Origin of the sequence: Pleionea sp. CnH1-48, from assembly GCF_024124665.1 — a bacterium.
In the GTDB taxonomy this organism is placed as follows: Bacteria; Pseudomonadota; Gammaproteobacteria; order Enterobacterales; family Kangiellaceae; genus JAMXSB01.
Map to the genome: position 1 here is coordinate 212,119 of NZ_JAMXSB010000010.1, position 22,858 is coordinate 234,976.

General features: G+C 41.8%; 20 protein-coding genes and 2 tRNA genes. 21 read left to right on the forward strand and 1 reads right to left on the reverse strand.

What is annotated here, in order from left to right; all coding sequences use genetic code 11:
* Window positions 1–44 precede the first annotated feature (44 nt).
* From alaS to NH399_RS17035, 21 genes are all read left to right on the forward strand, one after another.
* Entirely contained in the window at window positions 45–2,666 is a 2,622-nt protein-coding gene (gene alaS / locus NH399_RS16935; protein WP_371876089.1) for an alanine--tRNA ligase, read from the forward strand.
* Complete coding sequence (locus NH399_RS16940; RefSeq protein ID WP_253042174.1) at window positions 2,666–3,919, forward strand: aspartate kinase; 1,254 nt, start codon at window positions 2,666–2,668, stop codon at window positions 3,917–3,919. The genes alaS and NH399_RS16940 overlap by 1 nt, the downstream gene beginning before the upstream one ends.
* Before the next feature lie 87 nt (window positions 3,920–4,006).
* The gene (gene csrA, locus NH399_RS16945; protein WP_253042176.1) at window positions 4,007–4,198 is read left to right on the forward strand and encodes a carbon storage regulator CsrA; all 192 of its coding nucleotides are present in this window, start codon (window positions 4,007–4,009) and stop codon (window positions 4,196–4,198) included.
* 208 nt (window positions 4,199–4,406) lie between these two features.
* Window positions 4,407–4,498 (forward strand) — tRNA-Ser (locus NH399_RS16950).
* Between the two features lie 35 nt (window positions 4,499–4,533).
* A tRNA-Arg gene (locus NH399_RS16955) sits at window positions 4,534–4,610 on the forward strand.
* Between the two features lie 467 nt (window positions 4,611–5,077).
* Window positions 5,078–5,374 (forward strand): hypothetical protein, encoded by a 297-nt coding sequence (locus tag NH399_RS16960; RefSeq protein ID WP_253042178.1) that lies wholly within the window; start codon window positions 5,078–5,080, stop codon window positions 5,372–5,374.
* A gap of 144 nt (window positions 5,375–5,518) precedes the next feature.
* Window positions 5,519–6,208: a response regulator transcription factor gene (locus NH399_RS16965; protein WP_253042180.1), complete on the forward strand. Its 690-nt coding sequence runs from the start codon at window positions 5,519–5,521 to the stop codon at window positions 6,206–6,208.
* 11 nt (window positions 6,209–6,219) lie between these two features.
* Complete coding sequence (locus NH399_RS16970; protein WP_253042182.1) at window positions 6,220–7,503, forward strand: HAMP domain-containing sensor histidine kinase; 1,284 nt, start codon at window positions 6,220–6,222, stop codon at window positions 7,501–7,503.
* Window positions 7,504–7,633: 130 nt separating this feature from the next.
* Window positions 7,634–10,132: a phosphatidylinositol-specific phospholipase C domain-containing protein gene (locus NH399_RS16975; protein ID WP_253042184.1), complete on the forward strand. Its 2,499-nt coding sequence runs from the start codon at window positions 7,634–7,636 to the stop codon at window positions 10,130–10,132.
* A gap of 231 nt (window positions 10,133–10,363) precedes the next feature.
* The gene (locus tag NH399_RS16980) at window positions 10,364–13,231 is read left to right on the forward strand and encodes an FG-GAP-like repeat-containing protein (RefSeq protein WP_253042186.1); all 2,868 of its coding nucleotides are present in this window, start codon (window positions 10,364–10,366) and stop codon (window positions 13,229–13,231) included.
* A 146-nt stretch (window positions 13,232–13,377) separates the two neighbouring features.
* Entirely contained in the window at window positions 13,378–14,127 is a 750-nt protein-coding gene (locus NH399_RS16985; protein ID WP_253042188.1) for a nuclear transport factor 2 family protein, read from the forward strand.
* 151 nt (window positions 14,128–14,278) lie between these two features.
* Window positions 14,279–16,366 carry a TonB-dependent siderophore receptor gene (locus NH399_RS16990; RefSeq protein ID WP_253042190.1) on the forward strand — a complete coding sequence of 696 codons (2,088 nt, stop codon included), beginning with the start codon at window positions 14,279–14,281 and terminating at the stop codon, window positions 16,364–16,366.
* Between the two features lie 3 nt (window positions 16,367–16,369).
* On the forward strand, window positions 16,370–17,161 hold the full coding sequence (locus tag NH399_RS16995) for a 5'-nucleotidase C-terminal domain-containing protein (RefSeq protein WP_253042192.1): 792 nt from the start codon (window positions 16,370–16,372) through the stop codon (window positions 17,159–17,161).
* A gap of 115 nt (window positions 17,162–17,276) precedes the next feature.
* Window positions 17,277–17,525, forward strand: coding sequence for a hypothetical protein (locus NH399_RS17000; protein ID WP_253042194.1), 249 nt, complete (start codon window positions 17,277–17,279; stop codon window positions 17,523–17,525).
* A gap of 131 nt (window positions 17,526–17,656) precedes the next feature.
* Window positions 17,657–18,802 (forward strand): sterol desaturase family protein, encoded by a 1,146-nt coding sequence (locus NH399_RS17005; RefSeq protein WP_253042196.1) that lies wholly within the window; start codon window positions 17,657–17,659, stop codon window positions 18,800–18,802.
* Window positions 18,803–18,819: 17 nt separating this feature from the next.
* Entirely contained in the window at window positions 18,820–19,146 is a 327-nt protein-coding gene (locus tag NH399_RS17010; protein WP_253042198.1) for a membrane lipoprotein lipid attachment site-containing protein, read from the forward strand.
* A 40-nt stretch (window positions 19,147–19,186) separates the two neighbouring features.
* Complete coding sequence (locus NH399_RS17015; RefSeq protein WP_253042200.1) at window positions 19,187–19,750, forward strand: hypothetical protein; 564 nt, start codon at window positions 19,187–19,189, stop codon at window positions 19,748–19,750.
* Between the two features lie 103 nt (window positions 19,751–19,853).
* Entirely contained in the window at window positions 19,854–20,222 is a 369-nt protein-coding gene (locus NH399_RS17020; protein ID WP_253042201.1) for a hypothetical protein, read from the forward strand.
* Between the two features lie 50 nt (window positions 20,223–20,272).
* Complete coding sequence (locus tag NH399_RS17025) at window positions 20,273–20,599, forward strand: hypothetical protein (RefSeq protein ID WP_253042203.1); 327 nt, start codon at window positions 20,273–20,275, stop codon at window positions 20,597–20,599.
* 123 nt (window positions 20,600–20,722) lie between these two features.
* Window positions 20,723–21,151, forward strand: coding sequence for a hypothetical protein (locus tag NH399_RS17030; RefSeq protein ID WP_253042205.1), 429 nt, complete (start codon window positions 20,723–20,725; stop codon window positions 21,149–21,151).
* A gap of 76 nt (window positions 21,152–21,227) precedes the next feature.
* Window positions 21,228–21,896 carry a hypothetical protein gene (locus NH399_RS17035; protein ID WP_253042207.1) on the forward strand — a complete coding sequence of 223 codons (669 nt, stop codon included), beginning with the start codon at window positions 21,228–21,230 and terminating at the stop codon, window positions 21,894–21,896.
* A gap of 98 nt (window positions 21,897–21,994) precedes the next feature.
* Here the strand turns inward: NH399_RS17035 and NH399_RS17040 are convergent, their stop codons facing one another.
* Window positions 21,995–22,825, reverse strand: coding sequence for a hypothetical protein (locus tag NH399_RS17040; protein WP_253042209.1), 831 nt, complete (start codon window positions 22,823–22,825; stop codon window positions 21,995–21,997).
* Window positions 22,826–22,858: the final 33 nt, after the last annotated feature.

Here is a 22,858-nt window from a genome sequence, read left to right on the forward strand (position 1 = left end):
TACTCATTTTTATAGTGACTGTATTTATTAAAATAAGGTGAAGCATGAACTTCATGACGAGCAACGAAATTAGAGAAGCATTTCTGGCCTATTTTGAAAGCAAACAACACACACGTGTTGCCAGTGCCTCTTTGATTCCTGCCAACGACAAAACGTTATTATTTACCAACGCTGGTATGGTGCCTTTTAAAGATTGTTTCTTAGGTACTGAACAACGTGGTTACACTCGAGCAACGTCATCGCAACGTTGTGTTCGTGCGGGTGGTAAGCATAACGATCTAGAAAACGTTGGTTACACAGCTCGTCATCACACCTTTTTTGAAATGTTAGGTAACTTCAGCTTTGGCGATTACTTTAAAGAAGACGCGATTCGTTTTGGTTGGGAGTTTTTAACCAAAACATTAGGTTTGCCCGAAGAAAAACTATGGGTAACCGTTTATAAAGACGATAAAGAAGCCGAAGATATCTGGTTCAACAAGATTGGCATCAATCAGGAACGTTTTTCTCGCCTGGGCGAAAAAGATAACTTCTGGTCCATGGGTGATACTGGTCCATGTGGACCCTGTTCCGAAATTTTTTATGACCACGGTGAAGATGTAGCCGGTGGTCCTCCAGGTTCTCCAGATGAAGACGGTGATCGTTATATCGAAATCTGGAATCTGGTATTCATGCAATTTAACCGCAGCGCTGATGGCAAAATGACACCATTGCCTAAACCTTCCGTCGATACCGGAATGGGACTAGAGCGTATTGCCGCGGTGATGCAAAAAGTTCATAGCAATTACGAAATCGATATGTTTGATGGTTTAATTAAAGCCATCGCTCAAGTGTTAAGCCTTACGGATACTGACCACAAATCTTTGCGAGTTATTGCTGATCACATTCGTTCTTGCGCATTCCTGATTATTGATGGTGTTGTACCAAGCAATCTTGATCAAGGTTACGTGTTACGTCGCATTATGCGTCGTGCAATTCGCCACGGTAACAAGTTAGGTGCCAATGAGCCTTTCTTCTATAAGCTCGTTAAACCGTTGGCAGAGCAGATGGGCGCAGCCTATCCAGAGCTGAATGAAAAATGCGAGCTGATCGAAAAGACGATTTTGCGCGAAGAAAAACAATTTGCTCGTACATTAGCAAATGGCTTAAAAGTGCTAGAGAAATCGTTGGAGACAATGGAAGGTACAGAAATTTCCGGTGAAGTACTTTTCTTGCTAAAAGGAACTTACGGATTCCCAGTTGATTTAACGGCTGATATTGCTCGTGAGCGTGGTTTGACCGTTGATGAGAAAGGCTTCTTAGAAGTTGAACAAAAAGAGAAAGATAAAAACGCTCAAAGTGAAGCGGGCGATAAGTTTGACGTTGACTACAACGATAATCTTGATCTGGATATCGAAACAGAATTTACGGGTTATGCAGCACTTGATGGCAACGCTAAAGCTGAGTTCTTACAAATGAACTCAGAATCCGTTGATTCTTTGTTAACGAATGAAGAAGGTTTGTTGTTTACCTCTCAGACTCCTTTTTATGCCGAGTCGGGTGGTCAGGTTGGCGATACCGGAAAAGTTACCTGGCAAGGTGGCGAAGCTTTGGTGTTAGACACAACCAAAGTCAATAAAGCCTTCGCTCATAAAGTAAAAGTATTAAGCGGTGAGTTAAACGTTAATACTGAGATTCATTTTAAAGTTGATGATGCAAAACGTGCAGCAACAGCAGCGAATCACTCGGCCACTCACTTACTACATGCTGCCTTGCGCAGTGTCTTGGGCGAGCATGTCACTCAGAAAGGTTCTTTGGTAGACGCACAACGTTTGCGTTTTGACTTTTCTCATCCTGAGCCTGTCACTGCCGAAGAAATGACGAAGATTGAAACTTTGGTGAATGCTGAGATTCGTAAAAACAATCCGGTGTCTGCTGATGTTATGTCGATGGATGCCGCCAAAGATAAAGGTGCCATGGCACTGTTTGGCGAAAAATACGGCGATGAAGTTCGCGTGTTAACCATGGGCGATTTCTCTATCGAATTATGTGGTGGAACTCACGTCGAGCGCACCGGAGATATTGGTACCTTCCGTTTGCTGTCTGAGACTGGTACCGCATCGGGTATTCGTCGTATTGAAGCCGTCGCGGGTGAGGGTGCATCGGAGTTTACCTTGCAACAAAACGATGCACTGCAAACATTAGGTGCTCAGTTAAAAACCGATGCGGGCAGTGTTCCAGAAAAAGTCTCTGCGCTACTCAACAAAAATAAAGACTTAGAAAAGCAAATTGAGCAACTGAAAGGCAAACTGGCGTCGTCGCAAGGCAGTGACTTGCTGAGTGAAGCTCAAGATGTACATGGTGTAAAAGTACTGGCAAAAGTATTGACCGATGTCGACAGCAAGTCGTTGCGCGACTTGATGGACCAGCTTAAAAACAAATTAGGTTCTGGTGTGATTGTGCTGGGTGTAGAAAACAACGGCAAAGCGAATCTGATTGCTGGGGTGACCAAAGACATTACTGCTCAAGTTAAAGCGGGTGATGTGATCAAAGTGGCCGCCGAAGTGGTAGGCGGACGCGGCGGTGGCCGTCCTGATATGGCTCAGGCTGGCGGTAGTGAACCAGAAAAATTACCTCAGGCGATTCAAGCGGCAACAGAGTATTTGGGCGAACAACTGAGTAACGCCTAATGACGCTGATCGTACAAAAGTATGGTGGTACATCGGTAGCTGATGTTGAATGCATTCAACGCGTTGCAAAACGCATTTTAAGCGCCTGTAGCGATCATCAGGTCGTTGTGGTTGTGTCGGCGATGGCAGGTGAGACCAATCGCCTGCTTGATTTGGCTCGGACCCTTCAGGAGCCGCCAGATTTCCGCGAGCTGGATGCCTTACTAGCCACAGGAGAGCAAGTGTCTGCAACCTTGTTGGCTTGTGCGTTGCAAAGCTTAGGGCAGCCAGCGCAAAGCCTTAATGCTTATCAGGCGGGTATTCTGACCAACAACGAGTTTGGTAAGGCGAAGATAGAGAATATCGATACCCAAGCCATCAGAAACGTGATTGAGGCCGGAAAGGTAGCCATAGTGGCGGGTTTTCAGGGCTCTGACTCCGACGGCAATGTGACTACACTAGGCCGTGGAGGCTCTGATACAACGGCTGTGGCATTGGCTGCCGCTCTTAAAGCTGATGAATGCCAGGTTTATACCGATGTGGATGGTGTTTACACCAGCGATCCACGAATAGTTAGCGATGCGCATCGTCTTGATCAGATAACTTTTGAAGAAATGCTTGAGTTGTCGGCGGTCGGTGCTAAAGTTTTGCAGACAAGGGCTGTAGAGTTTGCTGGTAAATATCGCGTACCGCTAAGGGTCTTATCTACTTTTGAAGAGGGACCAGGCACATTAATTTCTTACCAGGGCACTGATTTAGAGTCGCCCATGGTATCGGGGGTTGCCTTCCATCGCGAGCAAATTCGCGTGAATTTGACCGGTGTTATGGATAAACCGGGGCAAGCCGCCTTGATTTTGCGAACTTTTGCTCAACATAATGTTGAACTGGATATGTTAATTCATCACGCCAACAATAAAGGATTTACGGATTTCTCGTTTACCGTATCTCATGCGCACATTAACGAAGTGCCTGCTATTGTTGAATCACTGAAAGAGCATCTGGGCGATATTCAACTGAATATAGACCCGGGCATGTCAAAGGTGAGTATTGTGGGGGTGGGGCTACGTAGCCATAGCAATATCGCAGAAAAAATGTTTTCGACACTGGCTGACGAAGGCATCAATATTGAAGCGATTTCAACGGCAGAGACCAAGGTTTCGGTTGTTGTGTTGCAGAAATACTTAGAACTGGCTGTACGAAGTTTGCACTCGGCGTTCGACCTTGATGCAAAATTTGTACAAAATGTTCGAAAAAGCGTTAAAACTGAACAATAATAAAACGAAGTATTATATAATATCTCGTTTACATCAAGTGCTGTGAAATTGCCCCTTGTGTTGGGGGTAGGAGAAAGGAGAAATAGGATGCTAATTTTAACTCGTCGAGTCGGCGAAACTCTGATGATCGGTGATGACGTTACCGTTACTGTCTTAGGCGTAAAAGGTAACCAGGTCCGCATCGGCGTAAATGCCCCAAAAGAAATTTCTGTTCACCGTGAAGAAATTTATTTACGAATTCAACGTGAAAAAGAAATGTCTGGTAACGCTCACGAGTAATTTATTTGCTCGTATCATCCGGTAACTGTTCAGACGGATGGCTTCTTGTGAATGGATTTGTTTTGGACATGTGTCATTTTCTAACCGTTAGTGATCACTGTTTATACAAGTTTGATAGCAACTGGTAATAAGCTGAACAGTTCCAAATTTTTTTTAAGTTTTTTCTTGCATTTATAATTCAGTACGGTATTATTGCCGCCGCTGACGAGGAGAGATGGCCGAGCGGCTGAAGGCGCTCCCCTGCTAAGGGAGTATACGGTTTGTCCCGTATCGAGGGTTCGAATCCCTCTCTCTCCGCCAGTCTTAACAGACTGGTCCTCATCAGATTATACGATGCGCATGTAGCTCAGCTGGATAGAGTACCTGGCTACGAACCAGGCGGTCGGAGGTTCGAATCCTTCCATGCGCGCCATCTTCTAAAAGCCCTGTGTGATTCACACAGGGCTTTTTTTATGTCTGAATGAAATCCTATGGATGGAAAGTTATTTTGCTGCTACGAGGGGGTAAAGTAGACCCTTGTTAGGTCTTCAGATCGCTAGTCAAAGACAGATAAGAAATAATTATGTTTTATCTTGATGAAGTTTTTGACATCGATAAATCTATTGGCAGTATTAAATAATGTTTACCAGTCATCTTTCATTGCGAGCCAGTCGTATTTAACTAATATTTTATTACTAGTTTATAAAACCTCTCAGAGAACAACATGAACCTTATTTGCTCTAAAGCAGCCATGCTATTGGTTTTGTTTTTATGTATTGGTTGTAGTACTTCAAAGAAAAATTCAGCCCCTTCATCTCATGGGCTTGATGTTGTTAACTTAGGCGAAGCTTTAGGAATGTTAGATTTCTTTATCATTTCTACAAAACAGAATATCGACTCGTGCTGAACGCATTAGGTAAGGAGTTTGAACAGACCTTTGCTGATTGGCTTATCAAGGATGAGAAAGTTGTTAAAGCACTTAACCAAGCTCTCTCGCAACGTCCAGTTGGCCAAAATGACAAAGTTGTTTGGTTAAAGAGGTTCTGCAAACGCTTTTTTGAGGATTCTTTTAACCAATTAACAGATGAGTTAAAACTGGAGCATTGCAGAAAAAAAATAACTGAATTAAAACTAGGTAAAAGGCGAGAACAAATACCAAGAGCTTTTTATTTTTTAGATAATTTTGAAAACGATTGAGTTGTGGTTGAACTCTAAATAATCAATAGACTGGTAAATCTCTATTTGAGTTCATTGCTTTCCTGCAAACCTGTTCTCTTTTCATACAATAATGCCCATGCTAGTATAAAACTCGCTGTATAAATAAGTCTAATAACTATAATAATGTTGCGTGTATTACTCATCGATGACGACCAATCTTTATCTGATCTTCTAGCTCAGTATTTCCCTCAATATGACATTGAATATCACTACGCGTCTAACGCTAGTGAAGGCATCCGCTTGCTGCAAGCGAATGACTTTGATGTGTTAATCCTTGATATTATTTTGCCTGATCTGGACGGATTCAGTGTGTGCAAAAAAATTCGAGACTTATCGGATATTCCTATCATTATGTTGACGGGAAAAAACGAGCTTGTCGATAAAGTGGTTGGGTTTGAGCTAGGGGCTGATGATTATCTTACCAAACCCTTTGAACCCAGAGAGCTAGTGCTACGAATCAAGTCACTCAGTCGTCGCAAAGAGGGTGCACTAACAAAAGAATCCGCTCTTATTTTTGAGGAGTTAGAGATTTATCCGAATACCCTGGATGCTCAAAAAAAAGGCCATTCTTTAGAGTTATCTTCTATGGAATGTAGGACATTAGTATTCCTTGCAAAAAATTTAGACCGTGTGGTTTCTAAAGACGAAATTTCTGTTCATATTAAAGGATTCAAAGACAGTCCTTACTCCCGTTCGATTGATGTGCTTGTCAGCAGGTTAAGAGCAAAACTTCAGCGCCAAAATATGGATGCTAATTTAATAAAAACTGTGAAAGGCATTGGCTATAAGTTTACTGGCACGCCAGCAAGTTAAAGGGATAAGTCTTGAAGGTTGCTCTAAGAATTACATTAATATTTTTGGTCACACTGATAACGGTGATGGTAGTTTCTGTTGTTGTGATCAAAAATCAGGTGATTGGCAGTCAACGTCATCAAGAGCTGTTGCAGTTTTTGGCTCACTACACTCAGGTTATTGCTGACGATAAGGAAAGCTACCAAGAGTTACTTAACAAGTTTGGCAGTATCAAAGGGATTCGCTTGTTGTGTATAGAAGGGAATGAAGCCTATGCCTGTGGGGAAAGGGATAAAAGCGTATTATCATCATTGCACTTTACTAAAATAGAAAATACTCGTTCTGCTTATGCTCGAAATAGAAACGATATCTATTTTAGTGTTAGCAGAGGAGAGCACAATGTCTATTTTGAACTTAATGTTAAGCCAAGTGTACAGCCTGCGGTAATATTGGGTTATCTGTGTTTTCTTGTGGTTATGATTGGTAGCTGTTACTTCCTGGTTATGCGGACACTTAATCCGCTTAAAGGCCTCCACAGGGGGAGTGTCGCTCTTGGTGAAGGCAACCTGGATTATCGCTTCAACGAGCGCTCTGTCGGTGAGTTTGGCAAGTTAGGAAAAACCATGAACTGGATGGTCCAACAGTTCAATGAACTGCTGGTGGCTCGGCTTAATGTTTTGTTAGCCGTCAGTCATGATTTACGTGGGCCTATCAGCCGCATTAGAGTGGCTGCAGAGATGGTTGAACAAGATGGGATGCGTAAGGCTTTGGTCAAAGATGTTCGCCTGTTGGACGAGCTATTGTCTCAAATGATTGATAAGGAAAGACAGAAGGTATTAAGTAAAGATTTACGCTTTAAGCCTTCTGATATATCGAGCTTGATTCAACAAGTTATCGAATCGGAGTTTTTCGATCAAAAAAGTAAAATTTTGCTCGAAGTTCAATCAATCGAGCCTGCGGATTGGATCGTTCAGCTGGACGAAGAACAGATTCAAGTCGTTGTGAGAAATCTGCTTGAGAATGCGATTCGTCACTCGAATGATAAACCTGTTGTTATTCGACTGAATAAAGAAAGTGAATGGGTAAAAGTGGCTATTATAGACGAGGGCCAGGGTATCCATCAGGCTGATGCTTCAAAAATATTTGAAGCTTATTATCAAGGAAGTCAGGAAGACGTTGGTACAAGCGGCCATAGTGGAATGGGACTATTTTTATGCCACTCTATTATTAAAGCTCACAATGGAGACATTGCTGTTATCAGCGAGAAGGGAAAAGGCGCTCACATTACAGTGAAGCTTCCGGTTAACAGGCGTTAATAACCTTATAAATACTATTGTTTAAATTACACAAAAGATAGGTTTAACGAAACTATGTAACACTATGTTACATGACATTATTGCTCGAATGGTGTTTATTTTTTAGTAACAATTTTAAAGAGATAACACCATGAAAATGCTCACCGATAAACGACGTTTTTTTGTTCTAATTATTTTCATTTGCTTTACTTCTGGATTGCCAGCGATCCAGAAGGATCAATGGATGGAAACCGTATTTGAAGGCCGCGCAGATATCGCTCTTAATCAAATTGTTATGCCGGGTACCCACGATAGTGGCAGTTACCTGATCGGAGAGTACAACGAAGCGTTTGATTTGGTGGATGAGGAATGCAATGACTCCTTTTGGAGCGATTTCGCGATGGAGCTGGCTTTTTGGGTCACTAAAAACTGGGCTATTACGCAAACAAAAAGTTTTAAGCAACAGCTAGAAGGTGGGATTCGATATTTTGATTTGCGTGTAACAAGCGAAGATGGTGAGCCTTGGCTTTTTCATTGCGCACTGAGTATGCCGCTAGATGATGCTTTGGATGAAATTGAGTTGTTTGTTAGAAACCATCCTAAAGAAATTATCATTCTTGACTTTCAAACCATAGCCGCTGGTGACATGATCGATAATGTCCATGCTATGCTCCAAAATCGTTTTGAAAGTCTGCTGTTACCTAGTCACCAATTCAATCCTGCTTCTCGCTTAGAGAGTCTATGGAGCTCAGGTAAAAGTGTCATTGTTATCGCGAACGACAAAGACGGTGATAACAAGCCTGGACTACATACCTACGCATCGAATCGTTATTGGAATCGTAAGCAAACCTTAGAATCTAAGTGGGCGAACACCGACAGCGTCAGTCGCTTACAAGACAAAGTGACTCTGGCGATTAAGCAACGAGACCTTAACAAATTATCTGTGGCTCAAACGGTGTTGACTCCCGAAGGCGACGACAGTGACGTTCTATCGTTTGACTCGCTCATCGGTGATTATACCTTGCGTGATATGAACGATAAGGTGAGTGATAAAGTTCATCAATGGATGGGGGAGTGGAACTGCGAAGGTCTCCAACAAAACATCGTTATGGTTGATTTTTATCAAGATACGCAAATGGTGGAAACAGCTATAGGACTAAATAGTGAACTTGGTGATTATCTGAGTCAAGCACTAGCAGGCAGTGCAGAGAGCGATGATCAATTAGGTCATGCCCTTGCCAGTGGTGATTTCAATAATGATGGATATCAAGATTTGGTAATAGGCGTTCCACGAGAAGATATTGGAAGCATTCTTGATGCTGGAGCCATCAACATAATTTACGGTGGTAGCGAAGGTCTAGCCAATCGTGCTGGACAATGTCAAATCATTCATCAAAACAGCTCTGAGGTTGCGGGCTCTTCAAAGGCTGGCGATTATTTCGGTCATTCGTTGATTAGCGGTGATTTTAATGGTGATGGTTATTCCGATTTAGCCGTCGGTGTACCAGGCAAAGATGTCAGCGGATATTCAGACTCTGGTGCAGTGGTTATTCTTTTGGGCAGCGCTTCTGGTTTAGGTGGCAGTGGTTCGAAAGAAATTTATGAAGGGAGTATTGGTTTTTCGGGAAGCGTGAGATCGGGTGATCAATTTGGATTCAGCCTAACCAGTGCGGACTTTAATCGTGACGGTTATGGAGATTTGGCAATAGGAGCTCCTTATGACGACAGTGCGTTAGCCGATTCTGGTAGAGCTTTTGTGCTGTACGGTTCTCGTCATGGTCTTTCTAATTCTGCCGATAGCTGGTCTCAAGGGGTTGCTGGCATCAACGGAATGACTGAGTCCGGTGATTTGTTTGCTTATGCTTTAACAACAGGGGATTTTAATGGCGATGGATTTGATGACTTGGCTGTCGGTAACCCAGGAGAAGGAATTGGCTCAAAGAATAACGCGGGTTCGGTTAATGTCCTATATGGTAGTTACAATGGAGTTAACTCGATTAACGATCAAGACTGGCACCAGGACTCGACAGGCGTTCAAGGCACGGCAGAGTCAGGAGATCATTTTGGCCATGCCTTAAGCAGTGGGGATTTTGATGGCGATGGATTTGATGACTTGGCCATTGGAGTACCAGAAGAAAATGATGGTGAGGGATTGGTTCAAATTCTTTATGGACAATCTCAGCGGTTGAGCTCTGCCCGCAATCAAAAATGGCATCAAGATGTGAGTGGTATTAAAGGCACTGCAGAAGATGGTGACCGCTTTGGTTTTGCGTTAGCATCTGGCGACCTGAATGGTGATGGTTATGATGATCTGGCCATTGGTGTACCTTACGAAAACATTTCTAAAGCAGATAATAAAAATGAAGGAGAAGCTGCGGTACTTTATGGAACTAATACCGGCCTACATGAACAGGATGATCAAGAGTGGAATCAAGATACAAGCGGCATTAAAGGAGAGGCAGAAAAAAATGATTACTTTGGTTTTAGTTTGGTAATTGCTGACTTTGACGGTGATGGCTATGTCGACCTTGCTGTTGGTAGCCCCGGAGAAAATCTAGCTAAACATACAGAAGAAGGCTTAGTAAGCGTTATATACAGCGATAGGGCTGGTCTCACCAAACGAGACCAACTCTGGCACCAAAAAGAATAGTTCTTACGGGAGTTTGCTCTCCCGTACTCACCCTTATTTTACACTGCGACAGTACTAAGAATTTGCTCTGGGGCTTTGCTATGTCAAAAATAATTGTGAACCACAAAGCTCATTAACAAAACTCGACTGACAAAGTGTGAAAGAAGAGGCAATGCAATCAGGTGGTATGAATTGGCTCTAACAATGCCTGCTTATGCAGGGTAATAGTACTTTTCTATTAGGAGTTGCGTTATGAGTAATATTAGCTTTAAGAAGATTCTTTACGGGCTTGTCGTGACCATTGGATGTTACCAGCCGTTACAGGCTGCTACAGTAAAAATGGATGACGGCAATTCAATTAATACAGCATCCTGGATGACTGATACATTTATCGTTCATAACAAACCAGATGTTCCATTAAGAGAGTTAATGATTCCTGGCACACATGATAGCGGAACCTCTCAAGTCGCCGTTTTTAATGGGGTGACTGCGGTTGATGATTGTGACTCAGCTATCCTAGCTTATGGGCTCGAAATAACAACTCGATGGGCGCAGGCTCAAGATACAAGTGTATTGACTCAATTAAAAGACGGTATTCGCTACGTTGATTTACGAGTGGCCTGGGATGAAGATGATGAGTCCACGTGGATTATCCATTGTTATAAATCCGTAAGGCTGACGGCAGTTTTAGATGATTTAAAAACTTTTTCCTTAGATCATCCAAATGAAATCGTGATCGTTGATTTTCAATCTATCAAGATTGAGGAATCAGAAATGGGACAGTTTTACGATGAGTTGAAGAGCGTTTTCCCAAGTAATGAAACACCTCAGCTGCTCATTGATTCAAGCTCGGGGGTTAATAAGGGCAGTACCATAAAAGAGTTACAGGGACAGGCTGGCAATTTGCTCTTTCTAATGGGAGAGAAAGATGTGTCTGACTTGGACTCTCGATACCACTATAGAAAAGACTTTTTGAAAGATAAGTACGCGAACAGCTCTGACCCGAGTACCGTACAGGAAAAGGTTGAAGGTATTTTAGAAGAGTATGATTTGTCGAAGCTGACCAAAGTTCAAGCCGTATTAACTCCTCAAACTACAGATATTATTATGGGACTAGTAATATCTGATGAAAGTACTGCAGTAGTATGTTCAGCTTTCATTGTGTTTTGTCCTGAAGCTGCCATTGCATTAGGGGTTTACAAAGCTATCAAGTACTTTAAACCCAGCATTACTTTTCCCGATTCTTTAGAAGAATTAAGCGATGTCATCAAGAAAAAGGTCGTGAAGTGGGTTAAGGATTATCGTAAGAAAGGTTTGCGAACCAATATTGTAATTGCCGATTATTTTGAGAAGACGCACCTGGTTGAATACGCGATCCAAACCAATTACGGTTCGAACAATAAGAATGGAACACGCTTGGGAGATAAAAACGAGTACTTGAGCTCGGGTAGCAGTGGAGACTTCGATGGTAATGGCATTGACGATCTTGTTGTTAACGGTGGTTTAGTGGACGTTGATGGAAAAATCTATGCCGGTGAAGTAAGAGTGCTTTATGGTAAGTCTGGAGGTTTTGAGCAAGGGCAATATGATGAGCATGTGATTAATCAAGACACTTATGGAATCCCGGGGTTTGCCGAAGCCTACGATCATTTTGGCACTTATACTGCCAGCGGTGATTTTAATCACGATGGTTACGATGATCTGGCGATATCCATTCATAGTGAAGATCTAAATGCCGATATCGAAAATAGTTATCAAAGTCTGCTCGATTTAGGTTTGGAGCTGGGAGATATTGACGAATTAGATACCATTGATGACATCGATGGCAACTGGGTGATGGATTACGCTGAAGAGAATTATTTCCCCGATTGCGAAACTAACTCACTCAGTGAAGAAGACTGTCAGGACTATATTGAGCAACAAACGGATAGCCTGCTTGTGGCGATACAATCATACATCACCAAGAAGTCAGGCGCTGGTGCGATTGTTGTTGTCTATGGCAGTGAGTTAGGCTTAGACACCGAGACTAGCCAGCTTTGGCATCTTGATTCACCTGATGTTGTCGGTAGCACGGATTCAAGTGATAAATTCGGCAGCTTTCTTTCATCCGCTGACTTCAATGGCGATGGTTTTGATGATTTGGCAATCAGTGCTGAAGGTCGTGACGTAAAGCTTAACGATGGGACTACCTCATGGCGATCAGGGGCCGTGTTTATTCTTAAGGGTAGTTCTCAAGGTATAACGGGTGTAGGTAGTCAAGAATTACACTTAGGCGATACTGACAATGGGCTAGCAGGAAGCGCTGAACATGTTTCCTACATGGACGAAACAGGAACTGGTGACTTTAACAATGATGGTTATGATGACTTGGCTATTAGCGCCTCGTTTTATAACAGCGGCGGTGTATCAAAAAGCGGAGCCTTCGTTATTGTGTATGGTAGCCAGTCTGGGTTAGATGAAGGCAGCAGCTTGCTGGTTGATAGAGCCAACTATGGTGGATACATAGAGTCCGATTACTTCGGCGGAAATCCTGTGGTGGATGATGTTAATGGTGACGGCTTTGATGATTTAGCAGTGCGTAGCTTCTACGATTCGTCAGATAGCAAGAGTGGCGCCATTACCCTTATTCATGGTTCTGCAAACGGTCTGGATCTGAATAACTGGGGAGAATGGCATCAGGATGTATCTGGCATCGAGGGTGTCGCTGAACATGAGCAGGAGTACTTTGGCAGTGCGGCTCATTTAGTTGACATCAACGGTGATGGTTTTGCTGACCTGGTTGCTGGCAGTTCTAGTGAAGATCATGATACGACAGGGCACTCTAGTGCGGGCAGTATTAACGTTATCTTTGGTTCATCACTGGGGCTGACAGCTAATGGAAATCTTTATCTACATCAGGATCACATTGATAATATTAATCCAGTAGAGTCCTATGATTACTTTGGCTCTCATATCTTTTCTGGCGACTTCGATGGTAACGGGTTTCTAGATTTGGTTGTTGGTGCTCCAGGAGAAGACAATCCTGCCGTTCACAATGATGACGAAGGCATACTTCATATCATTATGCAGAACGATTCGGCTGGCATGGAGTTGACTACGGGCGTCGCTTGGGAGAAGTAGCGAAAGTCTAAGGCTTTAAAGAGAAGGGGCCTAAATTACTCTTCGGCCCCGCATAATAAATATCGGAAGCTAGATATTCTATACTGCACATGGCAGACATTAATTATCTACTGTGAGCAAAATCAACCTACCGAGCTGAGTAAAATATGCTTTCCAACAAAGAAAAAGTGCTGAAACTATTAAAAGGCATCGAGACAGGCGATCCTGACGCTGCTAGTGTTGTTAATGAACAAAAGTACGTACAGCATAACCCTCATACACATGAAGGGAGTATGGGGCTTGCGGAGCTGTTTAAGCAGTTGTCGAAGACTGGCCCAAAAGTAGAGATGATTCGGGTATTTGAGGATGGTGATTATGTCTTTGCACACATGCAATATGACTTTTCTAGCTTAAAAGCAGCCTTCGAAATTTTCCGCTTTGAAGACGGATATGCGGTTGAACATTGGGATAACATACAAACAGTAACCGCTTCTGGTTTTAATATTTGGGCTGGGGCTACAAAGGCCGAAGATATCCATCTAACGGAGTCTCATCGCGAATTTGTTCGTACTTATGTCAACGAAGTGCTTATTGATAGGCAATTTCAAAGGCTAGGAGAGTTCATTAATGATGATATATTTGTTCAGCACCACTCTGCAATGGGGGACAACCTAGGCTCCATTCGCAAAGCGATGGAAGATAAAGGAGTAATTTATACCCATCTGCATCGAGTTTTTGCGGAAGGGAATTTTGTGCTAGCTGCCTGTGAAGGGAAAATAAATGAACGGCACTGCTCGATTTATGACCTATATCGAGTGAGCGAAGGGCGGTTAGTCGAGCACTGGGATACAATAGAAGACATTCCGCCAGAATCGGAATGGAAGAATACAAACGGAAAATTCAACTATCCACTCTAAGAGATTAATAAATAATACATTTCACTTTGAAATAAATTCGAACTTAGTCGGGATTAGTCTATGCTTTTAGTAACTGAAGCAATCTCAGCCCGTCATCATGATACTGAGAGAAAGAATAACTCTAATCACACTGCTAATATTGGTAGGAGCTTTGGCCTTAGGCACGATGGGCGTGGCTTCGGCTGCTCAACAAAAAGATGAATCTTCAGAAGAAGTAGACCTCCTTTCCTTAGGTTTACGTGAGTTACTAGAGGTTCGAATCGTCTCTGCAACCAAAAGTCTCCAGTCCATTAATAAAGCGCCTGCTATTATCAGCGTCTTTAGCTCCAGTGATATTGAGCGGATGTCTGCGGGTTCACTCATAGACATTCTTCAATATGCGCCAGGTATCGAAACCAGCGTGGCACCTAATGGTTATTATCGCTTAGCCCTACGAGGGGAGCGACGACAAGGCGAGCTGTTGCTGCTGATAAATGGCATGAAGTTTAATAATTTTTATAATGGACAGGCTATTTTTGATTTGCCCGTTGGATTTATTGAGCGCGTTGAGATCATTCGTGGCCCTGGCTCGGCACTCTATGGAACCAATGCCATTGTCGGGGTGATTAATGTTATCACCAAAAAAGGTAAGCGCTCGGCAAATGTTGAACATGGTGTTGATGACCGATACGCGTTCGATCTCAATTACTCTCCAGAGGCAGAAAGCTGGGATCTATCTTTAGGTTTTTCTCTTTCCGATGGATCCGAGCAGTTTGCCCAGTCTTCTTCATCGGTTGGCATTAGCCCTCCCAGTTCTGGATTTACTCAACGCTTCGTGGAAGACGAGTTTATATCGTTTCGTTGGGACGATAACCGCCATTCACTTGATGTATTTGGCTTAAGAAGGAATCGAGGAGTATGGATTGGTTCTACCTTTGACTTTGGTACAGATTCAGACTTAAAAGAAACTCAAATTACCGCTAACTACAAAATAAAACATTCTTTTGAAGAAAAGGTCCAAACCTCGTCGAGCTTTAATTTTCGCTGGATTAATAACAACTCTCTGTATCAGGACCATCCTGATGGATTTGTTTCTAACAGTGGTCTCTTTATCGATGGTGCTTTAACGCAAGAAAAGTATCAGGGGGCAGAGGTTAACTACGAATATCAAATGAATCGAAAGTTATCTAACAAGACTTCCTTGCTACTTGGTGGTGTCGTTGAGTATCAAGATATTATTGAGTATGACTTGCAGCGCAACTATATAGTATCGGGGCTGGTTCCTCAGGCTGAATTTGGAAATTACGATAATGTCGATACGCAGCAAGAACGTGAAGAAAGAACTGTTGCTGCGTTGTTTTCGCAATTGATCCACCAACTGGACAACAACGAATACACATTAGGTCTTCGCATCGACCACTACAATGACTTTGGAACATCGATTAACCCTCGTATTGGTTGGACTTACTTGCCCGACGACAACTGGAGTTTTAAAGCCCTTTACGCTCAAGCATTTCGCGCTCCTACCTTTCAAGAACTTTATGATAATACCAGTGTTGGAGTTGAAGGAACTGCGAGTAATCCTTCGCTAAATGCCGAGTCGGTAGAAACTCTAGAGTTGGGAGGAGAATACCGTATTAGGCAACATATCATTCGCTTCAATTTTTTCTATACCGAAATTGAAGACATCATCGAAAGCTTTGATCCGTTTGGGCAGGGTGCGAGAGGACAATATCAGAATATCGGTCAAACTCAATCAGAAGGCATTGAGTTTGAGCTTAAAGGACACTTGAGCGATGCGTTAGAATATTTTGTTAACTGGGGGCAACATCAAACCGACTTCGAATGGAATCAAAGCAGCGTATTTGATTTGCAACGAACCTTTTTGGAGTCAAGAGGGGTCGCCAGATTACTGCATACTCCCCGTATTCGCATTAACACGGGTGTTTTTTATAAGAGTGCAGAGTGGGATGTTTTTGCGGGTTTACGGTATGGTGGTCGAAGTGCGGCTAATAAACGATCGGCACTGGAGGCTTTTCAAGACATAAACGAACCTGTGGTTATCGATGACTATTTGCACTTGGATTTTTCAGTAAGTTACAAACTAAACGAAAAGCTAAAGTTCAAACTGCATGCATTCAATTTGGGCAGTGATAAATTCTCTGATCCCGAAAGTTCTGTCAATATTGATCGATTTGGTGTTAAGGGGCTTGTTCAGCCTGGGCGTAGTTTTTTTGTTGCTGTTCGATATGAGTTATAAGTTATGAGAGTTCAAAGTATAATCGCTTATAGTTTTTATATCGCGTTAGGAATGTGCCTCATTAGTTGCGATGATCCTAATGCTATTCCTGATATCAGAGCCGGAGAAGATGTAGGCATCGGGTTTACCAGCGTTGGCCTAGACTTGAATACCATTGCGTTACGTACGCAGGAAGCTTTAGCTGGAAACCTGATTACTGATGCAATGCTGTATAAGTCGAGCCAGCTGGGTCATAACGTAGATTTTGCTATCACAAATGGTGGAGCCATTCGATTCAATTCGAATGTCTATCCTGATGGTATATTGCCACCTGGAGAAGTTACTCGTAGCGATCTGCTTGATATTTTACCATTTGATAATCGTATGGTGGTAATAACTGTGACAGGGGAAGAAGTAAAACAAATTTTAGAACGGAGTGTGGCAGACCTTCCCGATAATATATCTCCGGCAGGACAATTTATGCAGGTTTCTCGGGGTATTACTTTTACCGTTGATCTATTTAATGATGCTCAGATTATTGATACCAACCAAAATGTCCCTGTGATTATCTCTCCAGGCAGTCGAGTAGAAGCGATTATGATCAATGGCGCAGCCTATCAAGATCGTCAAGAATATGTCTTGGTCACAAACGAATTTGTCGCCTCGGGAGGCGATGGTTATGCCACGTTTGCTGCGATAGATGCATCTCGTAAGGTTACCCTTGATGTTCTCGATAGAGATGCTGTTGAGGATTATTTGACCGATAACTCTCCGGTTAGTCCTATTATAGAAAGTCGAATTAATTTAGTTCAGTAATATCGTCTAGCTAGAGCTTTTTGAAGAATAGTGTTAGATTGATGACGGTTTTATAATATCTAACAAGCTGTCTATGCAGGATGCGTTTGGCAGTGTTTATTAAAATGGAGCCAATATGAATGATTTTGTATGGGTGATGATTGCTATCATTGCTTTATTAAATTTAGGTGTTTCGATTTTTGTTGCCAGACGTCCCGATCTTGAGACTTTTCAGAAAGGAGCACAGATCTTCTTAGTATGGTTGATACCAGTGATAATGGCTTGTGTGGTACTTATTATTAATCGTGATAGTGACTCCAATTTAAAATTTAAGAAGAAAGTTGGTAATTCCGGTTTTGATAATACTGGTGGTGGGCCTGATTAGCTATTGTTAAATCTATTTATCTTTGCAGCGCTAATCAAACCTGATATATGTGATCAAGTCGGATTGGGAGAGACTGGATTGTATGTTATACATAGGCAATATGGATTTAGAACTAAAGTTTAGGAAGTAATATGAGCAACGACTATCAATACAAGGAACGAGAAGTAGAGCTCGATAAAGATCGAGAGTTTCGCCTGGGAGAAGGGAAGATAAGCGGCTATTGCTCGCTGTTTCTTGGTGTGATGAGCTTGTTGGCGGTATTAGCGTATTTGTATCCTTCATATCTTACCACCACAGAACTACGTCAGGCTTACGATGCTAAAGAACTTCAAGTCATTCTAAAATATGGTATGTACTTCTCCTTGTTCTTTGGAGTGCTTACCTTTGTGTTAGGTAAATATCGAAGAATGGGGACGGCTGGTATTCTTTTTACCTTAACGGCATTTGCACTTGGTGGATATACCATTCCAGTGGGGCCCGTTGAGGCAAAGACAATGTCTCTGGGTGTTGACTGGTTAATTCTGGCTTTCTTGGGCTCAGCATTTGTTTTTATGACATTGGAGAAGCTGTTTCCCAAGTATAAAAATCAGGTGATTTTAAGAAAAGAGTGGGGGCTCGATCTCTTCTATTTCTGTTTTAATCACTTGGCTATTTCTGCCATTCTTATTTTCGCTAATTATCATGCTGCACATTTTGATTGGGCAATCAGTCCAGACTTGCAGAAAACGATTCAATCGATTCCTGTCATCATACAAGTCGTGATTATTATTTTGTGTGCAGACTTTGTTTTGTATTGGGAGCATAGACTTTACCATGAGGTTAGGGTTTTATGGCCAGTCCATGCGGTTCACCATTCGGTGGAAACCATGGATTGGTTGGCTGGGTCTCGTGGTCACTTTATTCAAGTGTTCTCAGAACGAGCAATGGTTATGATCCCGTTGTATTTACTAGGGGCAGATAAAGCCGCCTTGGATATTTATGTGGCATTTGCAGCACTTCAAGCCGTACTTATTCATTGCAATGTCAAGATTCCCTTTGGCTTCTTAAAGTATATCTTTGTTACTCCGCAGTTTCACCACTGGCATCACAGCTCGGAGAAGCCAGCTATTGATACCAACTACTCAGCGCATCTAGTGGTATTTGATCGTCTGTTTGGTACTTACCACATGCCAAAAGAACATTGGCCTGCGGACTACGGCACGACCGTAAAACTACCGAATTCTTATATCGGACAGTTGATGTATCCTATAACTGCTTTATTGAAAAAGAAATCGTGAATATGGGAGCTAAGTCAATGAAACGAAGTATCTTGGTGATCTTTCTCGTGCTTGTTATTTCTGCTTGTTCAGATCCGGTGCCTGATGATAAGAAAGAGTATGTCGGTGAGTGGGAAGGCGAGAACATATACCTGCTTATCTTGGCTAATGGTCGCATAGAATATGAAAGAAGAGCAAATAGTGGCAATGTATCCATCGAAGCGCCTATTAAGGAGTTTGTTGGTGATGACTTTGTAGTGGGTATCTGGTTTTTTGACACGACGTTTAAGGTTTCCCAGCCTCCTAATGAGGAGGCTGGGGAATGGGTGATGGTTGTCGATGGTGTGCGGCTTGTGCGGAATTAGAAATGGCTTCTAACTGTCTTATATCACTTTAGGTTTTATAGTGAAGATATTTTACTTACTGGCTACTGTCTATTTCTCTTATGCAGTGTATAAGAATATAGCGGACAAAGGCGAGCATATTGTTTCAAAAATAATATGGTCCAGCCTTTTCTTACTTATTATTTTATTCTGTGTTTCAGAGTTGTTAGAGCTTGGAATATTCGAGCTGCCGCCGTATTGGAGCTTGGCCATCTGGGTTGCTTTTGGGTGTCTGTTTGAGTATGGCGTTCTGTATTATTATAAACGACGAAATGATAAATGGATTTCTGCTGAGTATTACATAATCAAAGCATCAGAGCTTCTGAGTCAGCCGGATTTGTTCGAGTACAGACGTAAGTCATTGGAAGAAAAGGACTCATCAAAGTGGAAAAAAGAAATTTTGGATGCAATGATTGCCCTTGAAGAACTGGCAAACGAAAAGGGTGCTAGTTCAGACTTTTGGCGACTTATGGAAAACGCTGCACTGGCCTTAGGAAAGAAGGAAAAGGTCAAGCTTTATAGCAAAACATTCCATGAAAAGCTTTGTGTATCGCCTCATAAAACACCTAATACTCTTAAAGAGTAATTTCGACTGGCTCTAACAGTGGTATAAGTAGAGATTTATTATCTATAAGGTGTGTTTATATCTTCTACTACACGTCGCAAAGCAATTTAGATAAGTAGGTTCTATGGAATATAAAGGTATATATGTTTGTCATGGTATGAAGCATCCAAGGCAGTTCTTTTTTGAGGGCAGCGAGGATCTGATAGAGTACTTTTTGAGTCGATCGCCCTATAGCTCATTTGAGAGCGATATTTCGATATTGGAGAACAGATATGTCGAAATTATGGATCAAAAGATCTATGAGTATTTGGTCAGTCATGATGGAGGTTTAAGTGGGAATTACTACCCCTATGTTTTTCATGCAACTTTAAAGGTTAGTGGAAGCCAGAGCATATATACTTCAAGCTCACTCAGTCGCTTTGACGAAATGGTGCTGGCTTACGAGGGGAAGCGTTACTTATTCTCGAGCGATGTTTCAAAGCCGCAGAAATAAATATAAGTCATTATCTAGAATGATTAAGCTACTAATGATGGAGAGTATGAGTGGCAATCGAGAAAGTTGAGGTTCTGAATATTGCTGAGTGCGTATGCAAAAGGCCTAAAATGTTTACAGCGACGGGTTCAATTGAAGAGATTGTGGCCTTTTTTTCCGGTTACGAATCTGCATCAATGTACAGCTCAAATGTTAAAGATATGTCTCCAGTAGAAGCTTTGAGTTGGATATCTTCTGAATGTGGGATTGAAGACAGATTTTCGTATGGTTTACCTCTCAATTATGTAGAGGTCGTAAAAAGTAGGTTCGGAACTTCAAGCAACTTGCTAGAGGAGCTCCTAAGCTACTTTTCAAGCTTAAAGCATAGTAGTACTTAAGTGTAAGGCTGAGTTTGTCGGAATAAGGCCTATATTTCGCATCCATGAAGGATTCAAACTGTTTTTGAAAAAGCAACACTTTCTCTGTAAAGTAGGATTATTCGAGAAATGTTGGATAAATAAGTGACTACTCTTAAACAAAAACTCGCAACAGCGTTAGGTATCTGGTTTGTTAACGTGTTAGTTGCGCTTTTATTTATGCGTTTTTCGCCTGTTTGTTATTCTTATGTGGATGAATCTTATACTTCTATCAGTGGTATTCTGATACTTGCACTACAAGTGCCTTTTTATTGGATATTTGGTTTTATTGTATTTGTTTTTATCTTTCCTATGAGTTTGATGGCTCTACTTAGCGATCTATCACTGATAGAGAAAGACAAAGGGTTTATTGCACAACTAGCTTACGTTTTTATGACTTTTGCAATATCGTTGTTTGGCTTGTATAAGTGGCGAGTGTTGTCGAGTAGGCAGAAGTGGGGGATTGTCTTGATTGTAAGTTTACTAATTAACCCCATTTTTCTGGAGTCGTTTTTTCTGTCAATGAGTGTATGAGTTTTAGGCTCATTAGCCTGTTTAGCTCGTTTATATCGAAAGACTTTGTGGTGTTTCTTTAATAAAGAGGTAGCTAGTGTTTCGAGTAATACTTTTAATGTTGGTAATGTGGACTTCAGAGTGTTTATGGGCGACAGCTCAAGTTCCCGATACATTATTATTTCAAGGAAAGACCCATGACTTGCACGTTAATCCATTAAGCCGGTTTTTTGAAGAAAACCCCGAATTAAAGCCTGAGAGTGAGGTGACGGTTACTTCTAACTGGAGAGGGTATGAGGCAACATTTTCTATTGTGAATGATCAACTCTACGTTAACGACATTACTGTTTTAAGAAAAGGCTTCTTTAAGTGGAATGACATTCGCGATGTTTCAGTTATTAGAGATGTATTTCCAGAAAAATTGGATAGAAGGCTAAAGTGGTACTCAGGATTGCTTATATCGCCAAAAGGAAAAGTAGTGAAGTATATTCACGGAGGCTATGCGTCTCAATTTGAGCGTTACCTTCTAATTCGAGTGAAAAAGGGCATTGTGACAGAATATGCCGAGATGACACTGGAACAGTGGAAGACCTATAAGCAAAGACAGTTTGAAGCTTACAAGCAAACCAAAGAATATCAAACCCTATACAGAGATATTGCGGCGGAGCTTCCTTCGTTTACAGATCAACAAGTAGAAGACGCTATTTTTCAGATGGAAGGTTATGTTCAGTCAGAGGAACTTCCTTTTAAAGAGAAAGGCAAGTGAGCTAGAGGTTATTGTGTGTAGCTATCAAAGGCTTTGTCTTAAAGACTAAAGCCTCTGGTATTTGTTCGTATACGAAAGATGACGGCTAGCTATAATGATTAAAGATCATTACAAAAGGCAATTCCGTATCGGTTCTCACCTGTAATATTATCTTTTTGATAGCTTTGGAAGTTATCAATTTCATGCCATTGTCCAGACGCATAGCTGCTCATATACCAGGTTGAACCATCTTCGTAGTGCACGATCACGCCTCTGCGATTATCACCCGATATATCTTTGATTCGACCTTGGATCGGAGAATGAATACTTGTCCATTGACCCGAGGCATAGTTGTTTATATAGGCAATTCGACTATTGGCTTCATCAGAAAAAGCAATTACACCATTTTTGTTATCGCCAGTAATACCCTTGATTCGTCCATGTGCAAAAGGAGCTCTACTAATTGAACGCCATTGATTGGCAGAGTAACTGTTCATATAGGCGATGGAAGAGCCATTATGTATCACTGGGCCATATCGGTTGTCGCCAGTTAAGCCTTGAATGATAAAAGGAGCTTCTCTTAGAGTTGTCCAACTATTCCTGGCGTAAGAGTTCATATATTTAACCACTTTAGCGTGACTTCCTTTACCCGCAACAATAGGACCGTACTGATTATTTCCTGACAAAAAGCCAACATCAATTTGAGGATCTTTTATTTTATTCCAGACTCCAGAAGAATACGATGTGATGTATTTAATAGTGCGGTTATTGTAACCTCCTGCTGCTATTATACCTTTGCGATTGTCGCCCGAAATAAGAGAACAGTTTAACCCTGGATTTGCTAAAAATACGGTGTCTCTAGAACTGTAACTATTTATATAACCAAAATTGCTCGCCGTGGCGGCGTGAGATAACCCTAGGCACAAGAGTGCACATGTTAACTTTTTCATAAAAAACTTTCCTTAATGATATGATTTTTCAAT